The sequence below is a fragment of the Streptomyces sp. S3(2020) genome (assembly GCF_013044505.1).
Lineage (GTDB): Bacteria > Actinomycetota > Actinomycetes > Streptomycetales > Streptomycetaceae > Streptomyces.
Window position 1 is genome coordinate 18,674 of sequence record NZ_JABERD010000049.1, and the last position, 16,368, is coordinate 35,041.

Sequence of the window (16,368 nt, forward strand, 5' to 3'; positions counted from 1 at the left end):
TGCCGGCACTCCCCGCGGATCTTCGCGAAGGCTTGTCCGGCCCTTTTCCCGGCCTTTGAACCGGCTTTGAGGAAGTGAGTGAACCTCTCCCTCGAAGACACCGTCCTAGAGGGCGCAATGTCGCCGGACGCCCGATACGGGCCCGGATCCAAGGTCTCTCGCGGAACTACGGGATGCGATGTCTGTCAGGACAGATGTGGAAATGTCGGGCGGGGTTCCGAACCGATCACGGTGGGCACGGCACGCACTGCGTGGTCCGCGCCCCGAGGCAGTCCCCGTCCTGGTCGCCAGAGCCTGCGCGATCGTGGGCCTGCTGGACATCGCCGCGGGCGTCTTCCCGCGCTTCCGGCACAGCCGTATGCACACCATGGCCGAGGTGCTCCCCGGCGCGCTCGGCCCGTTCGCCGCGGCGCTCTCGCTGAGCACGGGCGTGCTGCTGCTCCTGCTCGCCCACGGCCTCAGGCGCCGCAAGCGGCGGGCCTGGCGGGCCGCCGTGGCCCTGCTGCCGGCCGGCGCGATCGCCCAGTTCACGTACCGCCACTCCCCCGTGGGCGCGCTCATCTCGCTCGCCCTGCTCGCGCCGCTGCTGATCCACCGCGACCAGTTCAGGGCGCTGCCCGACCCGCGCAGCCGGTGGCGCGCGCTCGCCAACTTCGTCCTCATGGGCGCCGGTTCCCTCGCGCTGGGGCTGGTCATCGTCAGCGTCCATCCGAAGACGCTCGTCGGCGACCCGAGCCTGGCCGACCGCATCACCCACGTCCTGTACGGCCTGTTCGGCTTCGAGGGCCCCGTCGACTACCAGGGCAACACCTCCTGGACGGTCGCCTTCTCCCTCGGCGCCCTGGGCCTGCTCACGGCGATCACGACGATCTACCTGGCCTTCCGCCCCGAACACCCCGCCGCGCAGCTCACAGAGGACGACGAGGAGCGTCTCAGGGCCCTCCTGGACAAGCACGGCGGCCGCGACTCCCTCGGCCACTTCGCCCTGCGCCGCGACAAGGCCGTCGTCTTCTCCCCCAGCGGCAAGGCGGCCGTGACCTACCGCGTCGTGTCCGGCGTGATGCTCGCCAGCGGCGACCCCATCGGCGACGTCGAGGCCTGGCCGGGTGCCATCGAGCGCTTCATGGACGAGGCCCAGGCCCACTCCTGGACGCCCGCCGTCATGGGCTGCTCGGAGACCGGCGGCGAGGTCTGGACCCGCGAGACCGGCCTGGACGCCCTCGAACTGGGCGACGAGGCGGTGGTGGACGTCGCGGATTTCTCCCTCGCCGGGCGCGCGATGCGCAACGTGCGCCAGATGGTCAAGCGCATCGAGCGCGCCGGTTACGAGACCCGCGTACGGCGCGTCCGTGACCTCGGCGACGCCGAACTGGAGCGCATCCGCCGCGCCGCCGACGACTGGCGCGGCACCGACACCGAGCGCGGCTTCTCCATGGCGCTCGGCCGCATCGGCGACCCCACCGACGGGGACTGCCTGATCGCCACCGCCCACAAGGCCGACGCCGTACCCGGTGAGTACGGCGACCTGAAGGCGATCCTGCACTTCGTCCCGTGGGGCACCGACGGCGTCTCCCTTGACCTGATGCGCCGCGACCGCTCCGCCGACCCCGGCATGAACGAACTGCTCATCGTGGCCGCGCTCCAGGCGGCACCGAAGTTCGACATCGCGCGCGTGTCCCTGAACTTCGCCATGTTCCGCGCCGCCCTCGCGCGCGGCGAGAAGATCGGCGCGGGTCCGGTGCTGCGCGCCTGGCGCGGGCTGCTGGTCTTCCTCTCCCGCTGGTTCCAGATCGAGTCCCTGTACAAGTTCAACGCGAAGTTCCAGCCCCGCTGGGAGCCCCGCTTCGTCGTCTACCGCGCCTCCGGCGACCTGCCCCGCATCGGCTTCGCCGCCATGCAGGCCGAGGGCTTCGTCAATCTCGCCCTCCCGGTGCCGCGCTTCCTGCGCCGCCGCCGGACCAGCGCACGCGCGTGTGCCCACGCCGTCGGGGAAAGAGACGTCCGCGCGGCATGACCTCGACCGGCCCGGCATCCGGAGGGCGGACCCCGCTCTCCAGGCCGGACGGCCTTGCGGCTCCTGTCTGGGCCTAGGCTGAACGTATGAGCAAGCAGAGCGGACGCGGGCGCGTCGTCGGGCTTCCGGAATGGGACCGCTGCGCGGTCATGGGAGTCGTCAACGTCACCCCCGACTCCTTCTCCGACGGCGGGCGCTGGTTCGACACGACGGCCGCCGTCAAGCACGGCCTCGCCCTGGTCGCGGAGGGCGCCGACCTCGTCGACGTCGGCGGTGAGTCCACCCGCCCCGGCGCCACCCGCGTCGACGAGGCCGAAGAACTCAAGCGCGTCATCCCCGTGGTCCGCGGTCTCGCCTCCGAGGGCGTCACCATCTCCGTGGACACCATGCGCGCCTCGGTCGCCGCACAGGCCCTCGCCGCCGGCGCATCCCTCGTCAACGACGTCAGCGGCGGCCTCGCCGACCCCGCGATGATCCCCGTCGTCGCCGACTCCGGCGCCCCCTTCGTCGTCATGCACTGGCGCGGCTTCCTGGAGGGCGGCAACGTCAAGGGCGTCTACGCCGACGTCGTCGGTGAAGTCGTCGACGAACTGCACACGCGCGTGGAGGCCGTCCTCGCCGGCGGCATCGCCCCCGACCGCGTCGTGGTCGACCCCGGCCTCGGCTTCTCCAAGGACGCCGAGCACGACCTCGTCCTCCTCGCCCACCTCGACCGCCTGCTCACTCTCGGCCACCCCCTCCTCGTCGCCGCCTCCCGCAAGCGCTTCCTCGGCCGCGTCCTCGCCGGCCCGGAGAGCGCCCCGCCCCCCGCCCGTGAGCGCGACGCCGCGACGGCCGCCGTCTCCGCCCTCGCGGCGCAGGCCGGCGCGTGGGCGGTACGCGTGCACGAGGTGCGCGCGACGGCGGACGCGGTACGGGTCGCACGCGCCGTGGAGGGAGCACGCGAGCCGGGCGGTACGCCGGGTTCGGTCACCGCAAGCGGGGCGCACACCACAAGCCGCGCGCCGGGCACCCACTCCGCCCAATCCCCCGAAGGCGCCCTGTGAGCGCCCCCCACACCGACGTCGAACAGGTGGAAGCCGCCAACACCACCTACTACGAGGCGATGGAGCGCGGCGACTTCGAAGAGCTGTCCTCCCTCTGGCTCACCCCGGCCGACCTCGGCGTCGACGAGGAGTACCACGATCCGGCCGACACCGGCGTGGTCTCCTGCGTGCACCCCGGCTGGCCGGTGCTGACCGGCCGCGGCGAGGTCCTCAGGTCGTACGCGCTGATCATGGCGAACACCGACTACATCCAGTTCTTCCTCACCGACGTGCACGTCTCCGTCACCGGCGACACCGCCCTCGTCACCTGCACCGAGAACATCCTCAGCGGCGGTCCCGCTCCCGAGGGCGGCGAGGAACTCGGCCCGCTCGTCGGCCAGCTGGTGGTCGCGACCAACGTGTACCGCCGCACCCCGTCCGGCTGGAAACTCTGGTCCCACCACGCCTCCCCCGTGCTGGCCGAGAACGACGAGGACGAACCGGACGACACACCCTCCTGAACGGGCGGACACACCACGGATCACCCGCCGGCGACCCACGTGTGCCTCACCGGAACGCCCACAGGGACCAAGAAGTGGTTGGAATCACGGACCCCCGGGTAGGGGCGGCTACCAACCCGTGAGCCACCGGGTTCCCCAGGGGAAACACCCGATGAAACCTCCTGGCCCCGGCTCGGCCCGAGCCCCCGTGGCCCGGCCCTGTCAGTGCCCGCAGGTAGATTCGTTCGAGGCCGGTGTGCCGCCCGCACACGGCACGAACCGGCCGTTACCGACGATTGCAGGAGTGATTCGCGTGGATCGTGTCGCGCTGCGCGGCCTGAAGGCCCGCGGGCACCACGGTGTGTTCCCCGAGGAACGCGAGGAGGGCCAGACCTTCATCGTGGACCTCGTCCTGGGACTCGACACCCGGCCGGCCGCCGCCGACGACGACCTGTCGAAGACCGCGCACTACGGAATCGTGGCGGAGGAGGTCGTGGCCGTCGTCCAGGGCGAGCCCGTCAACCTCATCGAAACGCTCGCCGAGCGCATCGCGCAGGCCTGTCTGAAGCACGAAGAGGTCCAGGAGGTCGAGGTCTGCGTCCACAAACCGGACGCGCCGATCACGGTCCCCTTCGACGACGTGACGATCACCATCATCCGGAGCCGAGTATGACTGCCTCGTTCACCGAGGGTCACAGCGACCCGACCGTACAACCGGTGCCCGCCTCCGTCGTGCAGCAGGTCGACGCCGCCGACACCACCCTCCACAACCCGAAACGGGCCGTGATCTCCCTCGGCGCCAACCTCGGCAACCGCCTGGAGACCCTCCAGGGCGCCATCGACGCCCTGGAGGACACCCCGGGCGTCCGCGTGAAGGCGGTCTCGCCCGTCTACGAGACGGAGCCGTGGGGCGTGGAGCCCGGCAGCCAGCCGTCGTACTTCAACGCGGTCGTCGTGGTGAAGACGACGCTGCCCCCGTCCTCGCTGCTGGAACGGGCCCACGCGGTCGAGGAGGCCTTCCACCGCGTACGGGACGAGCGCTGGGGCGCGCGCACACTCGACGTCGACATCGTGGCCTACGCCGACGTCGTCTCCGACGACCCGACGCTCACGCTCCCCCACCCGCGCGCCCACGAACGAGCCTTCGTCCTGGCGCCGTGGCACGACGTGGAACCGCAGGCCCAGCTGCCCGGCCGCGGCCCGGTGTCCGGTCTGCTGGCCACCGTGACCCGGATCGGCGTGGAACCCCGTACGGACCTGGAACTCCGGCTGCCCGAATAGTCGTTAAGGTCAAGGCAACCACTGTTCGTGGGTTCCGGGGGAGCTGAAGGGTCACCGTGAGAGAGCTGCGCATCAGGCTGCTGGCCGGCGTCTTCGTCATCGCCGGAGTCCTGTCCTGGGCGGGCGCCCGCCTGTGGAACTCGATCGGGACCCTGCCCAGCGTCCCCCTGGCCGCCCCCATCGTCCTCGCCCTGATCGCCGTGGTCCTGGTCGCCACGGCGCTCTCGATCCGATCCCGCCTCAAGGCCCAGCGCGAGCGCCGCCCCGAGGCCAAGGGCGTCGACCCCCTGATGGCGGCCCGCGCGGTCGTCTTCGGCCAGGCCAGCGCCCTGGTCGCCGCCCTCGTCGCCGGCATGTACGGCGGCACGGGCGTCTTCCTCCTGGAATCCCTCGACATCCCCGCCCGGCGCGACCAGGCCATCTACGCCGGCTTCTCGGTCCTGGCAGGCATCGCGGTCATAGTGGCCGCCATCTTCCTGGAGCACGTCTGCAAGCTCCCGGAGGACGACGACCGGAACACGGGAGCGGCGTCGGCCGCATAGCGCCGAACCTGCCGTAGGGCACCGTGCCACAGCCCCGCGGCACTCTGCCGTGTCAGCGGGCCATGATGAGGCTCATCGCCTCGTTGCGGGTCGCCGCGTCCCGCAGCTGCCCCCGTACCGCCGACGTGAGGGTCTTCGCGCCCGGCTTGCGGATGCCCCGCATCGACATGCACATGTGCTCGCACTCGACGACGACGATCACACCGCGCGGCTCCAGGATGTCCATCAGGGAGTCCGCTATCTGCGTGGTGAGTCGTTCCTGCACCTGCGGCCGACGGGCGTAGACATCCACGAGCCGCGCCAGCTTGGACAGGCCGGTGATCTTGCCGGTGGTGGCCGGAATGTAGCCGACGTGGGCAACGCCCCGGAACGGCACCAGATGATGCTCACACGTCGAGTACACCTCGATGTCCTTCACGAGGACCATCTCGTCGTGCCCCAGGTCGAAAGTCGTCGTCAGCACATCCTCGGGCTTCTGCCACAGCCCCGCGAAGATCTCCTGGTACGCCCGAGCCACCCGCCCCGGCGTCTCCCGCAACCCCTCGCGGTCTGGGTCCTCCCCCACCGCGATCAGCAGCTCGCGCACGGCGTTCTCTGCGCGCTTCTCGTCGAACTCGCCGATCGAGCCCTCGCCGTCCAGCGTCACGGGGTCGGTCATCTCTGCCTCGTTCCTCGGTGTGCCTGCCGACGCGGCCGAAAAGCGCCGCGCCCCCCAGGCTAGATCCTGGGGGGCGCGGCATCCATTCCGGGCCCGGTGGGGTCACCGGGGTCCGGGGTGTCAGCTCTCCGGACGTTCCTCGGGGGCCGGCTCGGCCACGGGGGCCGACTCCGTCACCGTGGACTTGGCCGTCGTGATCGCCGGCGTCGCGCCGTTGGCGCCGTTCGTCAGTGCGAGCTCCTTGGGGGAGAGCACCGGCGGACGGGTGGACGGCGTGCGGCGGGAGGAGCCGGTCCAGGCCGGCCGCGGGGGACGCTTGACGATGGGAGCGAAGACCTCGGCGATCTGCTCCTTGTTCAGCGTCTCCTTCTCCAGCAGCTGGAGCACGAGCGCGTCGAGTACGTCGCGGTTCTCGACCAGGATCTCCCAGGCCTCGTTGTGCGCCGTCTCGATGAGCTTCTTGACCTCCTCGTCGACCAGCGCGGCGACCTCTTCCGAGTAGTCGCGCGGGTGCGACATCTCGCGGCCGAGGAACGGTTCGGTGTTGTCACCGCCGAACTTGATCGCGCCGAGACGCTCGGTCATGCCGTACTGCGTGACCATCGCGCGGGCCGTCGCCGTGGCCTTCTCGATGTCGTTCGCGGCGCCCGTGGTCGGGTCGTGGAAGACCAGTTCCTCGGCCGCGCGGCCACCCAGCATGTAGGCGAGCTGGTCGAGCATCTCGTTGCGCGTGGTCGAGTACTTGTCCTCGTCCGGGAGCACCATCGTGTAGCCCAGGGCACGGCCGCGGGACAGGATGGTGATCTTGTGGACGGGGTCGGAGTTGGGGGAAGCCGCCGCGACCAGGGCGTGTCCGCCCTCGTGGTACGCGGTGATCTTCTTCTCCTTGTCCGACATGATCCGGGTCCGCTTCTGCGGGCCCGCCACGACGCGGTCGATGGCCTCGTCGAGCATGTGGTTGTCGATGAGCTTCTTGTCCGAGCGGGCGGTGAGCAGCGCGGCCTCGTTGAGGACGTTGCTCAGGTCCGCGCCGGTGAAGCCCGGTGTGCGGCGGGCGACCGCCGACAGGTCGACGTCCGGTGCGACCGGCTTGCCCTTCTGGTGAACCTTGAGGATCTCCAGACGGCCCTGCATGTCCGGGCGGTCGACCGCGATCTGGCGGTCGAAGCGGCCGGGGCGCAGGAGGGCCGGGTCGAGGATGTCGGGCCGGTTCGTGGCGGCGATCAGGATGACGCCGCCCTTCACGTCGAAGCCGTCCATCTCGACGAGCAGCTGGTTCAGGGTCTGCTCGCGCTCGTCGTGACCACCGCCGAGGCCGGCGCCGCGATGGCGGCCGACCGCGTCGATCTCGTCGACGAAGACGATCGCCGGGGCGTTCGCCTTGGCCTGCTCGAAGAGGTCACGGACTCGGGAGGCACCGACACCGACGAACATCTCGACGAAGTCGGAGCCGGAGATCGAGTAGAACGGCACGCCGGCCTCGCCCGCGACAGCGCGCGCGAGCAGGGTCTTGCCGGTTCCGGGAGGGCCGTACAGCAGTACGCCCTTGGGGATCTTGGCGCCGACGGCCTGGAACTTCGCCGGCTCCTGGAGGAACTCCTTGATCTCGTGGAGTTCCTCGACGGCCTCGTCCGATCCGGCGACGTCGGCGAACGTCGTCTTGGGGGTGTCCTTGGTGATGAGCTTCGCCTTGGACTTCCCGAACTGCATGACCCGGGAGCCGCCGCCCTGCATCTGATTCATCAGGAACAGGAAGACGACCACGATGAGGACGAAGGGGAGCAGGGAGAGCAGGATCCCGACGAAGGCGTTCTGCTTCGTCGGCGAGACGGTGTACCCGTCGGGGATCTGCTTCTGCTGGAACTTGCCCTGCAGGGTGTTGGCGATGTCCACACCCTGGTCGCCGATGTAGCTCGCCTGGATCTTCGAGCTGTCTTCGACCTTTTCGCCGTCCTTGAGCTGGACCTTGATGGTCTGCTCGTCGCCGGTGGTGAGCTTGGCTGATTCGACCTTGTTCTCATTGATCGCCTGGACGACCTGGCCGGTGTCCACCGTCTTGTAGCCGCCGGACGAGCCGACGACCTGCATCAACACGACCACGGCAAGGACGGCCAGCACGATCCACATGACCGGCCCACGGAAGTATCGCTTCACGTCCATCCATACGGAGCGGTGTCGCCCCGTCCCTCCTGCCATAGTGAGTTTGATAAGACAGTTCTTCTGACGGTACCCCAGCTTTGTTGCCCAAAGCCGCACGGGACGGCTGAACGAGCCCGTCTGCATGCTTCAACGGCGCGAAACCCGCCGGGGTTCCCGATCGTCTTACGAAGAAGGCTCGCTTGGCCCCAAGGCCGGCTCAGCCGCCGTAGACGTGGGGCGCGAGCGTACCGACGAACGGGAGGTTGCGGTACTTCTCGGCGTAGTCGAGGCCGTAGCCCACGACGAACTCGTTGGGGATGTCGAAGCCCACCCATTCGACGTCGATGGCGACCTTGGCGGCGTCCGGCTTGCGCAGCAGGGTGCAGACCTTGAGCGTCTCCGGTTCGCGCGAGCCGAGGTTGGACAGCAGCCACGACAGGGTCAGGCCGGAGTCGATGATGTCCTCGACGATCAGGACGTGCTTGCCCTTGATGTCGGTGTCGAGGTCCTTGAGGATCCGGACGACACCGGAGGACTGGGTGCCCGCGCCGTACGACGACACGGCCATCCAGTCCATGGTGACGGGGGTGGACAGCGCCCGCGCGAGGTCGGCCATGACCATCACCGCGCCCTTGAGGACGCCGACGATGAGCAGGTCCTTGCCCGCGTACTCCGCGTCGATCTTCGCGGCCAGCTCGACGAGCTTGGCGTCGATCTCTTCCTTGGTGATGAGCACCTCTTTGAGGTCGGTGCCCATGTCTTTCGCGTCCACCCGCATCACTTTCGGTCGTCCCACCGGCTGTCCGCCCCCGGTGAGGGGCGTTCCGGCCCCGAGAGGGGCGTAAGGATTCAGCCTTGCCGAATCACCAGTCTGCCACCCTGGCGCTGGGCGACGACCTTGCCCGGGAGATTGATGGCTCCCTGGCCGCGCCAGCCGGTGATCAGCCGGTCGACTTCCTCGATGTGGCGGGCGAACAGCGAGCCCGCGGGGGCGCCGGCCTCGATGGCGGCCTGGCGCAGGACGCGGCGGCGCACGGCGGGCGGCAGGGCGTAGAGCTTGGCGCACTCCAGGAGGCCTGCGGCGTCGCGTACGGAGGCCTCGGCCTGGCGCGCCCAGGTGTCGAGGGCGTCGGCGTCGTCGCGGGAGAGCTGGGCCGTACGGGCGAGTGCCTCGACCACGCCTTTGCCGAGGGCCTTCTCCAGAGCGGGCAGGCCTTCGTGGCGCAGGCGGGAGCGGGTGTAGGCGGGGTCCGCGTTGTGCGGGTCGTCCCAGACGGGGAGCGACTGGACCAGGCAGGCCTTGCGGGCGGTCTGCCGGTCGAGCTGGAGGAAGGGGCGGCGGTAACGGCCGTCGGCCCCCGAGACCGCGGCCATTCCGGACAGGGAGCGGATGCCGGAGCCGCGGGCGAGGCCGAGCAGGACGGTCTCGGCCTGGTCGTCGCGGGTGTGGCCGAGCAGGACGCCACAGGCTCCGTGGCGTGCGGAGGCGGCGTCGAGGGCGGCGTAGCGGGCGTCGCGGGCGGCCGCTTCGGGTCCGCCTTCGCGGCCGACGGTCACGGCGATGGACTCGACGGGGTCCAGGCCGAGTTCGCGCAGGCGCAGGGCGACTTCGTCGGCGCGCAGATCGGAGCCGGGCTGGAGGCCGTGGTCGACGGTGATGCCGCCGGCGCGGATGCCGAGTTTGGGGGCCTCGAACGCGAGGGCGGAGGCGAGGGCCATGGAGTCGGCGCCGCCGGAGCACGCCACGAGCACGAGCGGCGACGGCGGGCGCTCATGCGGGGTCTTCTCGGCAGAGGTGTGATGGTCGTTGAGGATGTCGTGGAGGACGCGGCGGACCGCCAGGCGTATCGCCGCGACCGCAGGATGGGGACCCATGTCCGGTTCCCTTCATGAAGTTTTCGGGGGGTGAGCCCGAGGTTCGGTCACTCAGAGTGTGTAGATGGTGACAGAACCGGGCCGTTCCCCGAGCATTGCACGCCTACCCAGGGCCCACGGTCCCTCGGACGGGTGATTGAAGGGGCGTTCGCCTGCCGTCGGCCGGTTTTCTTTCACCACCCTTCCGCAGGTCTCACGACTCGGTCTTGCGGTGCACCCGCGCGATCCAGTCCGCCGGTTTGGCGATCTCCGTCTTCGTCGGGAGGGTGTTGGGCGAGGTCCACACACGGTTGAAGCCGTCCATGCCGACCTCGTTGACGACGGCCCGTACGAAGCGTTCGCCGTCGCGGTACTGCCTGAGTTTGGCGTCCAGACCGAGCAGCTTGCGCAGGGCCATGTCCAGTCGGGAGGCGCCCTTGGCGCGACGCTGCTGGAATTTCTCGCGGATCTCCTGGACGGTCCCCACGACCTCCGGACCCACTCCGTCCATCACGAAGTCGGCGTGGCCTTCCAGGAGGGACATCACGGCGGTGAGACGACCGAGGATCTCCCGCTGGGCCGGCGTCTGCACGATCTCCACGAGCGACCGGCCGCCGTCGTCCTCCTCGCCCTCGGGGCGCCCGCCGGCCAGCGACTGGGCGGCTTCCCGGACGCGTTCCAGAACGGTCATGGGGTCGACCTCGGTCTCCCCCAAAAACGACTGGATTTCGCCCTCCAGGTGGTCCCGCAGCCAGGGCACCGCGGTGAACTGCGTGCGGTGCGTCTCCTCGTGCAGGGTCACCCACAGGCGGAAGTCGTGGGGCTGTACGTCGAGTTCGCGCTCCACGTGCACGATGTTCGGCGCGACCAGCAGGAGGCGCCCGCCGCCGTTGGCGCCGGCGGGGAGTTCGCGGGTGGCCGGTGCGAAGGTCTCGTACTGGCCGAGGACACGGGAGGAGAGGAAGGACAGCAGCATCCCGAGTTCGACGCCGGTCACCTTGCCGCCGACGGCGCCGAGGACCGCGCCGCCCGGAGTGCTGCCGCGCCGCTCCTGCATCTTGTCGAGCAGTGGCTTCAGGAGTTCGCGGAAGCCGGCGACGTTCGCCCTGACCCAACCGGGGCGGTCCACGACGAGGACCGGGGTGTCGTGGGTCTCCGCGGTACCCATTCGGGTGAAGCCGCGGACGTGTTCCTCCGAGGACTTGGCGTGCTTGCGCAGCTCGGCGACGACGGCCCTGGCCTCGTCGCGGCTCACCTCCGGGCCCGGCCGCACGAGCCGGGTCGCGGTCGCCACCGCGAGATTCCAGTCGACCATCTCGGCACCACCGATGCTCGTCATGCGTCAACCGTACGTGAGCGTTCCCGCTTGGGGCAGGCCACAGAGGTCGGTTGCCGCTGGCGTGCGGTGTGAGGCCGACCGGGACGGGTGTGCTCGACGCGAGGGCGATACGGCGGTGGCGGCGCCCCCGGTCAGCGGCAGCCGCAGGCCGCCAGTGCGGTGGCCGTCCGGTCCAGCGCCGACTGGGCCGCGTCCTTGCTCGTCGTGTCCGACGCGAGGAAGGCGAACGCCAGCAGGCGGCCGTCCTGGTCGACCACGGTTCCCGCCAGGGTGTTCACGCCGGTCAGCGTGCCCGTCTTGGCTCGTACGACGCCTGCCGCGCCGTCCGTGTAACGGCCGCTCAGGGTGCCGGTGAAGCCTGCGATCGGAAGGCCGGTGAGGACGGGGCGGAGTTCGGGGTGGGCCGGATCGCCCGCCTTCACCAGGAGGGCCGTCAGCAGTTCCGCCGTCAGTTTGTCCTCTCGGTTGAGACCGCTGCCGTCCTTGAAGGAGGCGCCGGAGACCGGGAGTTCGAGCTTCTTCAGCTGCGCCAGGATCGCCGCGCCACCGCCCTCGAAGTCGGCGCGTACCTTCGTCGCCACGGCCGTCTGGCGGGCCAGGGCCTCCGCGATGTCGTTGTCGCTGTTGGTCAGCATGCGCTCGACCAGGGCGGACAGGGGCGGGGAGGAGACCTCGGCGAGTGTCTTCGCGCGGGTCGTCGCCTTGGAGGGGCCGGGGGACGTGGTCTTGATCCCGGCGTCCTCCAGGAAGCCGGCGAACTTGCGGGCCGCGTCCAGTGCCGGGTTCTCCACTCGGATCGCCGTGCCGCTGGTGCTGTCGTCCGTGCGGCCCTCGTCGGCAGTCAGGGCGCTGACCGGGGCGAGGTTGTCGTTGTCGGCGCCGATCGGATGGATCCCGGAGCCGGCGTACAGGGTCGTGTCGTAGGAGAGGGTGACCTTGCGCACACCGTCCTTCTTCAGTGCCTCGGCGGTCTCGGTGGCCAGGTCGCGCAGGCTCGCCGAGCCCTCGGTGTCCTTGCGGGCCGTGAGCGTGGGGTCGCCGCCGCCGACGAGGACGAGTTCGCCGGTGTCGGGTTCCAGGGCCGTGCGCGTGGTGAGGCGGTGGTCGGAGCCCATGGCGGACAGGGCGGCCACCGCGGTGGCGATCTTCGTCGTGGAGGCGGGGGTGAGGGCGGTGTCCGCACCGGTGCCGTAGAGATGCTTGCCGGTGGCGACGTCGACGACCTCGGCCGCACGGCTGCTGCCGAGCGCGGCGTCCTTGAGGAGCGGGCCCAGGACGTCCGCGAGGGCCGGTCCGTTCGGCGCCGACTTGACCGTGTTGCCCGCCCCGCCGAGGCCGGTGAGGACGGAGGCGGCGCTGGGGGCGGGCTTGGGCGCCGCTTGCGTCGTACCGGAATCGCGACCGTGATCTGTGCCACCCGTGTGCTCCTGGGCGGCGGCCCGGTCCCGCTCGGCCGTACGCTGGCCGGAGGAGTCCCAGGGACCGGCGGCCGTCACCACGACGGCGGTCAGTGCCAGTCCCGCGGTGGCGGCTCCGGCCGTGTACTGCCAGGTTCTCGGCCTCGTGACCTGCACCGACATGGTTCGGGCGAGTCGTGCGACCCGTGGCTTCGCGGCGGTCGCGGCCCGTGCCAGACGGGGTCGTACGGCGTTCGCGACCCGCGCCACATGCGGTCTCGCGGCCCGCCAAGGCCTCAGTTCAGGCACGACCACCAGCCCCTTTCGCGATCACACACCGGCGTGAGGGACACTTAACCACCAGAACTATGTGCTGATCATGGAGGAGCCACCGGTGGAGTTCGACGTCACGATCGAGATTCCGAAGGGTTCGCGGAACAAGTACGAGGTGGACCACGAGACCGGTCGGATCCGCCTGGACCGTCGACTCTTCACCTCGACCGCCTACCCGACCGACTACGGATTCGTCGAGAACACCCTCGGCGAGGACGGCGACCCGCTGGACGCGCTGGTCATTCTTGACGAGCCGACCTTCCCGGGCTGCCTCATCAAGTGCCGCGCGATCGGCATGTTCCGTATGACGGACGAGGCCGGCGGCGACGACAAGCTGCTGTGCGTGCCGGCGACGGACCCGCGCCAGGAGCACCTGCGTGACATCCACCACGTCTCCGAGTTCGACCGCCTGGAGATCCAGCACTTCTTCGAGGTCTACAAGGACCTGGAGCCCGGCAAGTCCGTAGAGGGCGCCAACTGGGTCGGTCGCGTCGACGCCGAGATCGAGATCGAGCGGTCGTACAAGCGCTTCAAGGAGTCCGGCGGCCACTGAGCCCCCTGATGTCCAGCGGGCCGCACGCACACGCGTGCGGCCCGCTGTGTGTCTGTGCGCATACTGGTGCGAACCGGAGGTGCGTACACAGGAGCTGTGAGTGACGGAAGCGGAGGACCGCAAGCCGCCGTCGGACGAGGCGCGGAGTGGCTACGACCCCGAGATCACGTCCGAGTTCGCGATCCCCGAGGGGCTCGCCGTGTCCAGAGGCGGCACCGAGCCGGAGACGACGAGCGAGTTCGCCGTCCCCGACGGGCTGGACGTCGCGCAGGTGCCCTCGGCCGAGTCGGAGGGGTCGGCGTTCAACACGCCGCGCACCTACAGCGCCAAGCAGGCGCCCACGTTCACCCCGGCGACCGGCGTGCCGGTGGTCAGTCTGACCAAGGACGCGCCCTGGCAGGACCGGATGCGCACGATGCTGCGGATGCCGGTGACCGAGCGGCCCGCCCCGGAGTCGGCACCGAAGGTCGAGGACGAGGGACCGGCCGTCCCGCGCGTGCTCGACCTGACGCTGCGTATCGGCGAGCTGCTGCTCGCGGGCGGTGAGGGCGCGGAGGACGTGGAGGCGGCGATGTTCGCCGTCTGCCGCTCCTACGGCCTGGACCGCTGCGAGCCGAACGTCACCTTCACCCTGCTGTCGATCTCGTACCAGCCGTCGCTGGTCGACGATCCGGTCACCGCGTCCCGGACGGTACGACGGCGCGGCACCGACTACACACGGCTCGCGGCCGTCTTCCATCTGGTGGACGACCTCAGCGACCCCGAGTCGGCGATCTCCCTGGAGGAGGCCTACCGGCGGCTCGCCGAGATCCGCCGCAACCGGCACCCGTACCCGGGCTGGGTGCTGACCTCGGCGGGCGGGCTGCTCGCCGGCGCGGCCTCCGTGCTCGTCGGCGGTGACCTGATCGTGTTCGTCGCGGCCGCGCTGGGCGCGATGCTCGGCGACCGGCTGGCATGGCTGTGCGCGGGGCGCGGGCTGCCGGAGTTCTACCAGTTCACGGTGGCCGCGATGCCTCCGGCCGCCATAGGGATCGCGCTGACGCTGGCCGACATCGATGTGAAGGCCTCCGCGGTCATCACCGGTGGGCTGTTCGCGCTGCTGCCGGGGCGGGCGCTGGTGGCGGGTGTGCAGGACGGGCTGACCGGCTTCTACATCACCGCGTCGGCGCGGCTCCTGGAGGTCATGTACTTCTTCGTAGGCATCGTGGTGGGTGTGCTGCTGGTCCTGTACTTCGGCGTGCAGGTGGGTGCGGAGCTGAATCCCGAGGTGGCGGTGACCATCCCCGAGCGGCCGCTGTGGCAGATCGGGGCGTCGATGATGCTGTCACTGACTTTCGCCGTACTGCTCCAGCAGGAGCGGTCGACCGTGCTGGCGGTGACCCTGAACGGCGGGGTCGCGTGGTCGGTGTACGGCGCGATGCACTACGTCGGCGAGATCTCACCGGTCGCCTCCACGGCGGTGGCGGCGGGGCTGGTGGGGCTGTTCGGACAGATGATGTCGCGGTACCGGTTCGCTTCCGCGCTGCCCTACACGACCGCTGCGATCGGGCCTCTGCTGCCCGGTTCCGCCACGTACTTCGGACTGCTGGCCATCGCCCAGAACGACGTGGACAAGGGGCTGGTGTCCTTGGCCACGGCCGCGTCCCTGGCCATGGCCATCGCGATCGGGGTGAACCTGGGTTCGGAGATCTCGCGGTTGTTCCTGAGGGTTCCGGGCGGGGCTTCGGCGGCGGGACGCCGGGCAGCGAAGCGGACGCGCGGCTTCTAGGAAGCCGGTGTCTCAGTAACCCTGGTTGGGCGGGTACTGCTGGTTCTGCTGACCGCCGTACTGCTGCTGGTCGCCGTATCCCTGGGGGTACTGCTGGGCGTACGGCTGCTGCGGCTGTTGCTGGGGCTGCGGGGCGTAGTACTGGTCGTAGCCGTACTGCTGCTGACCCTGATGGCCCTGCTGGCCGTAGCCCTGGTCGTGCTGGTTGCCGTACTGCTGGTGCTGCTCGTCGTCGGACGGGATGCGGCGGAGCTGGGTCGTCGCGTCGTCCATGGACGGGGGCTGGTAGGCCTGGGGCTGGGGGGCCGGGGCCTCGGCTGCCGCCTTCCTCTTCTTGGAGCGCTCGCGGAGGTACTCGATGATGATCGGGACGACCGAGACGAAGACGATGAGGACGAGGATCGCCTCGACGTTCTTGTGGATGACGTCGATCTGGCCGAGCCAGTAACCCGCGAGGGTGACGCCGGAGCCCCAGGCGATACCACCGATGACGTTGTACGTGAGGAACGTGCGGTACTTCATACGGCCGGCGCCCGCCACGATGGGGGCGAAGGTACGCACGATCGGCACGAAGCGGGCCAGGACGATCGCCTTGGGGCCGTACTTCTCCATGAACTCGTGGGCCTTGTCCAGGTTCTCCTGCTTGAAGAGCTTGGAGCCCGGACGGTTGAAGAGCTTGGGCCCGAAGAACTTTCCGATCATGTAGCCGACCTGGTCACCGAGGACGGCCGCCAGCACGATCAGGAAGCAGACCAGCCACAGCGGCTGGCTGATGTACTCGCCCTGGGCCACGAACAGACCCGCCGTGAACAGCAGCGAGTCACCGGGCAGGAACGCGAACAGACCCGACTCGGCGAAGACGATCAGCAGGATGCCGGGCAGGCTGAACGTCTCGATCAGATAGTTCGGACTGAGCCACTCGGGGGCGAGCGCGAGCGTGGTCACGGGTCTGTGGCTCCTGGTGC

General features: G+C 70.0%; 15 protein-coding genes. 8 read left to right on the forward strand and 7 right to left on the reverse strand.

The window, feature by feature from the left end; translation table 11 throughout:
* Positions 1-202: 202 nt before the first annotated feature.
* From HLK59_RS17930 to HLK59_RS17955, 6 genes are all read left to right on the forward strand, one after another.
* Positions 203-2,014, forward strand: a complete 1,812-nt coding sequence (locus HLK59_RS17930) for a phosphatidylglycerol lysyltransferase domain-containing protein (protein ID WP_171142450.1) — start codon at positions 203-205, stop codon at positions 2,012-2,014.
* Positions 2,015-2,100: 86 nt separating this feature from the next.
* On the forward strand, positions 2,101-3,060 hold the full coding sequence (gene folP / locus HLK59_RS17935) for a dihydropteroate synthase (RefSeq protein ID WP_240982480.1): 960 nt from the start codon (positions 2,101-2,103) through the stop codon (positions 3,058-3,060).
* Entirely contained in the window at positions 3,057-3,560 is a 504-nt protein-coding gene (locus tag HLK59_RS17940) for a nuclear transport factor 2 family protein (RefSeq protein WP_171142451.1), read from the forward strand. Before folP ends, HLK59_RS17940 begins: the two co-directional genes overlap by 4 nt.
* Positions 3,561-3,852: 292 nt before the next feature.
* Positions 3,853-4,212, forward strand: a complete 360-nt coding sequence (gene folB, locus HLK59_RS17945; RefSeq protein ID WP_171142452.1) for a dihydroneopterin aldolase — start codon at positions 3,853-3,855, stop codon at positions 4,210-4,212.
* A complete protein-coding gene (gene folK / locus HLK59_RS17950; RefSeq protein ID WP_171142453.1) occupies positions 4,209-4,820 on the forward strand; it encodes a 2-amino-4-hydroxy-6-hydroxymethyldihydropteridine diphosphokinase in 612 nt (203 codons plus the stop codon). Before folB ends, folK begins: the two co-directional genes overlap by 4 nt.
* Positions 4,821-4,876: 56 nt before the next feature.
* Positions 4,877-5,362 (forward strand): DUF3180 domain-containing protein, encoded by a 486-nt coding sequence (locus HLK59_RS17955; RefSeq protein ID WP_171142454.1) that lies wholly within the window; start codon positions 4,877-4,879, stop codon positions 5,360-5,362.
* A gap of 52 nt (positions 5,363-5,414) precedes the next feature.
* On the opposite strand, the gene folE is transcribed toward HLK59_RS17955, so the two are convergent.
* The 6 genes from folE to dacB all read right to left on the reverse strand — a co-directional run bounded on the left by folE (position 5,415) and on the right by dacB (position 13,064).
* Complete coding sequence (gene folE / locus HLK59_RS17960; protein WP_171142455.1) at positions 5,415-6,020, reverse strand: GTP cyclohydrolase I FolE; 606 nt, start codon at positions 6,018-6,020, stop codon at positions 5,415-5,417.
* A 120-nt stretch (positions 6,021-6,140) separates the two neighbouring features.
* Positions 6,141-8,180: an ATP-dependent zinc metalloprotease FtsH gene (gene ftsH, locus HLK59_RS17965; RefSeq protein ID WP_171142456.1), complete on the reverse strand. Its 2,040-nt coding sequence runs from the start codon at positions 8,178-8,180 to the stop codon at positions 6,141-6,143.
* 196 nt (positions 8,181-8,376) lie between these two features.
* Positions 8,377-8,937, reverse strand: coding sequence for a hypoxanthine phosphoribosyltransferase (gene hpt / locus HLK59_RS17970; protein ID WP_046260375.1), 561 nt, complete (start codon positions 8,935-8,937; stop codon positions 8,377-8,379).
* 71 nt (positions 8,938-9,008) lie between these two features.
* The gene (gene tilS, locus HLK59_RS17975) at positions 9,009-10,034 is read right to left on the reverse strand and encodes a tRNA lysidine(34) synthetase TilS (RefSeq protein WP_171142457.1); all 1,026 of its coding nucleotides are present in this window, start codon (positions 10,032-10,034) and stop codon (positions 9,009-9,011) included.
* A 193-nt stretch (positions 10,035-10,227) separates the two neighbouring features.
* Complete coding sequence (locus HLK59_RS17980) at positions 10,228-11,352, reverse strand: zinc-dependent metalloprotease (protein WP_171142458.1); 1,125 nt, start codon at positions 11,350-11,352, stop codon at positions 10,228-10,230.
* A gap of 131 nt (positions 11,353-11,483) precedes the next feature.
* Positions 11,484-13,064, reverse strand: coding sequence for a D-alanyl-D-alanine carboxypeptidase/D-alanyl-D-alanine-endopeptidase (dacB, locus tag HLK59_RS17985; RefSeq protein WP_171142459.1), 1,581 nt, complete (start codon positions 13,062-13,064; stop codon positions 11,484-11,486).
* 79 nt (positions 13,065-13,143) lie between these two features.
* Here dacB and HLK59_RS17990 point away from each other — a divergent pair, with 79 nt between their 5' ends.
* Together HLK59_RS17990 and HLK59_RS17995 are read left to right on the forward strand one after the other, a co-directional pair.
* The gene (locus HLK59_RS17990) at positions 13,144-13,635 is read left to right on the forward strand and encodes an inorganic diphosphatase (RefSeq protein WP_171142460.1); all 492 of its coding nucleotides are present in this window, start codon (positions 13,144-13,146) and stop codon (positions 13,633-13,635) included.
* Between the two features lie 100 nt (positions 13,636-13,735).
* Positions 13,736-15,403 carry a threonine/serine exporter family protein gene (locus tag HLK59_RS17995; RefSeq protein WP_171142461.1) on the forward strand — a complete coding sequence of 556 codons (1,668 nt, stop codon included), beginning with the start codon at positions 13,736-13,738 and terminating at the stop codon, positions 15,401-15,403.
* Positions 15,404-15,415: 12 nt separating this feature from the next.
* Here the strand turns inward: HLK59_RS17995 and HLK59_RS18000 are convergent, their stop codons facing one another.
* Complete coding sequence (locus tag HLK59_RS18000) at positions 15,416-16,348, reverse strand: VTT domain-containing protein (RefSeq protein WP_171142462.1); 933 nt, start codon at positions 16,346-16,348, stop codon at positions 15,416-15,418.
* Positions 16,349-16,368 lie beyond the last annotated feature (20 nt).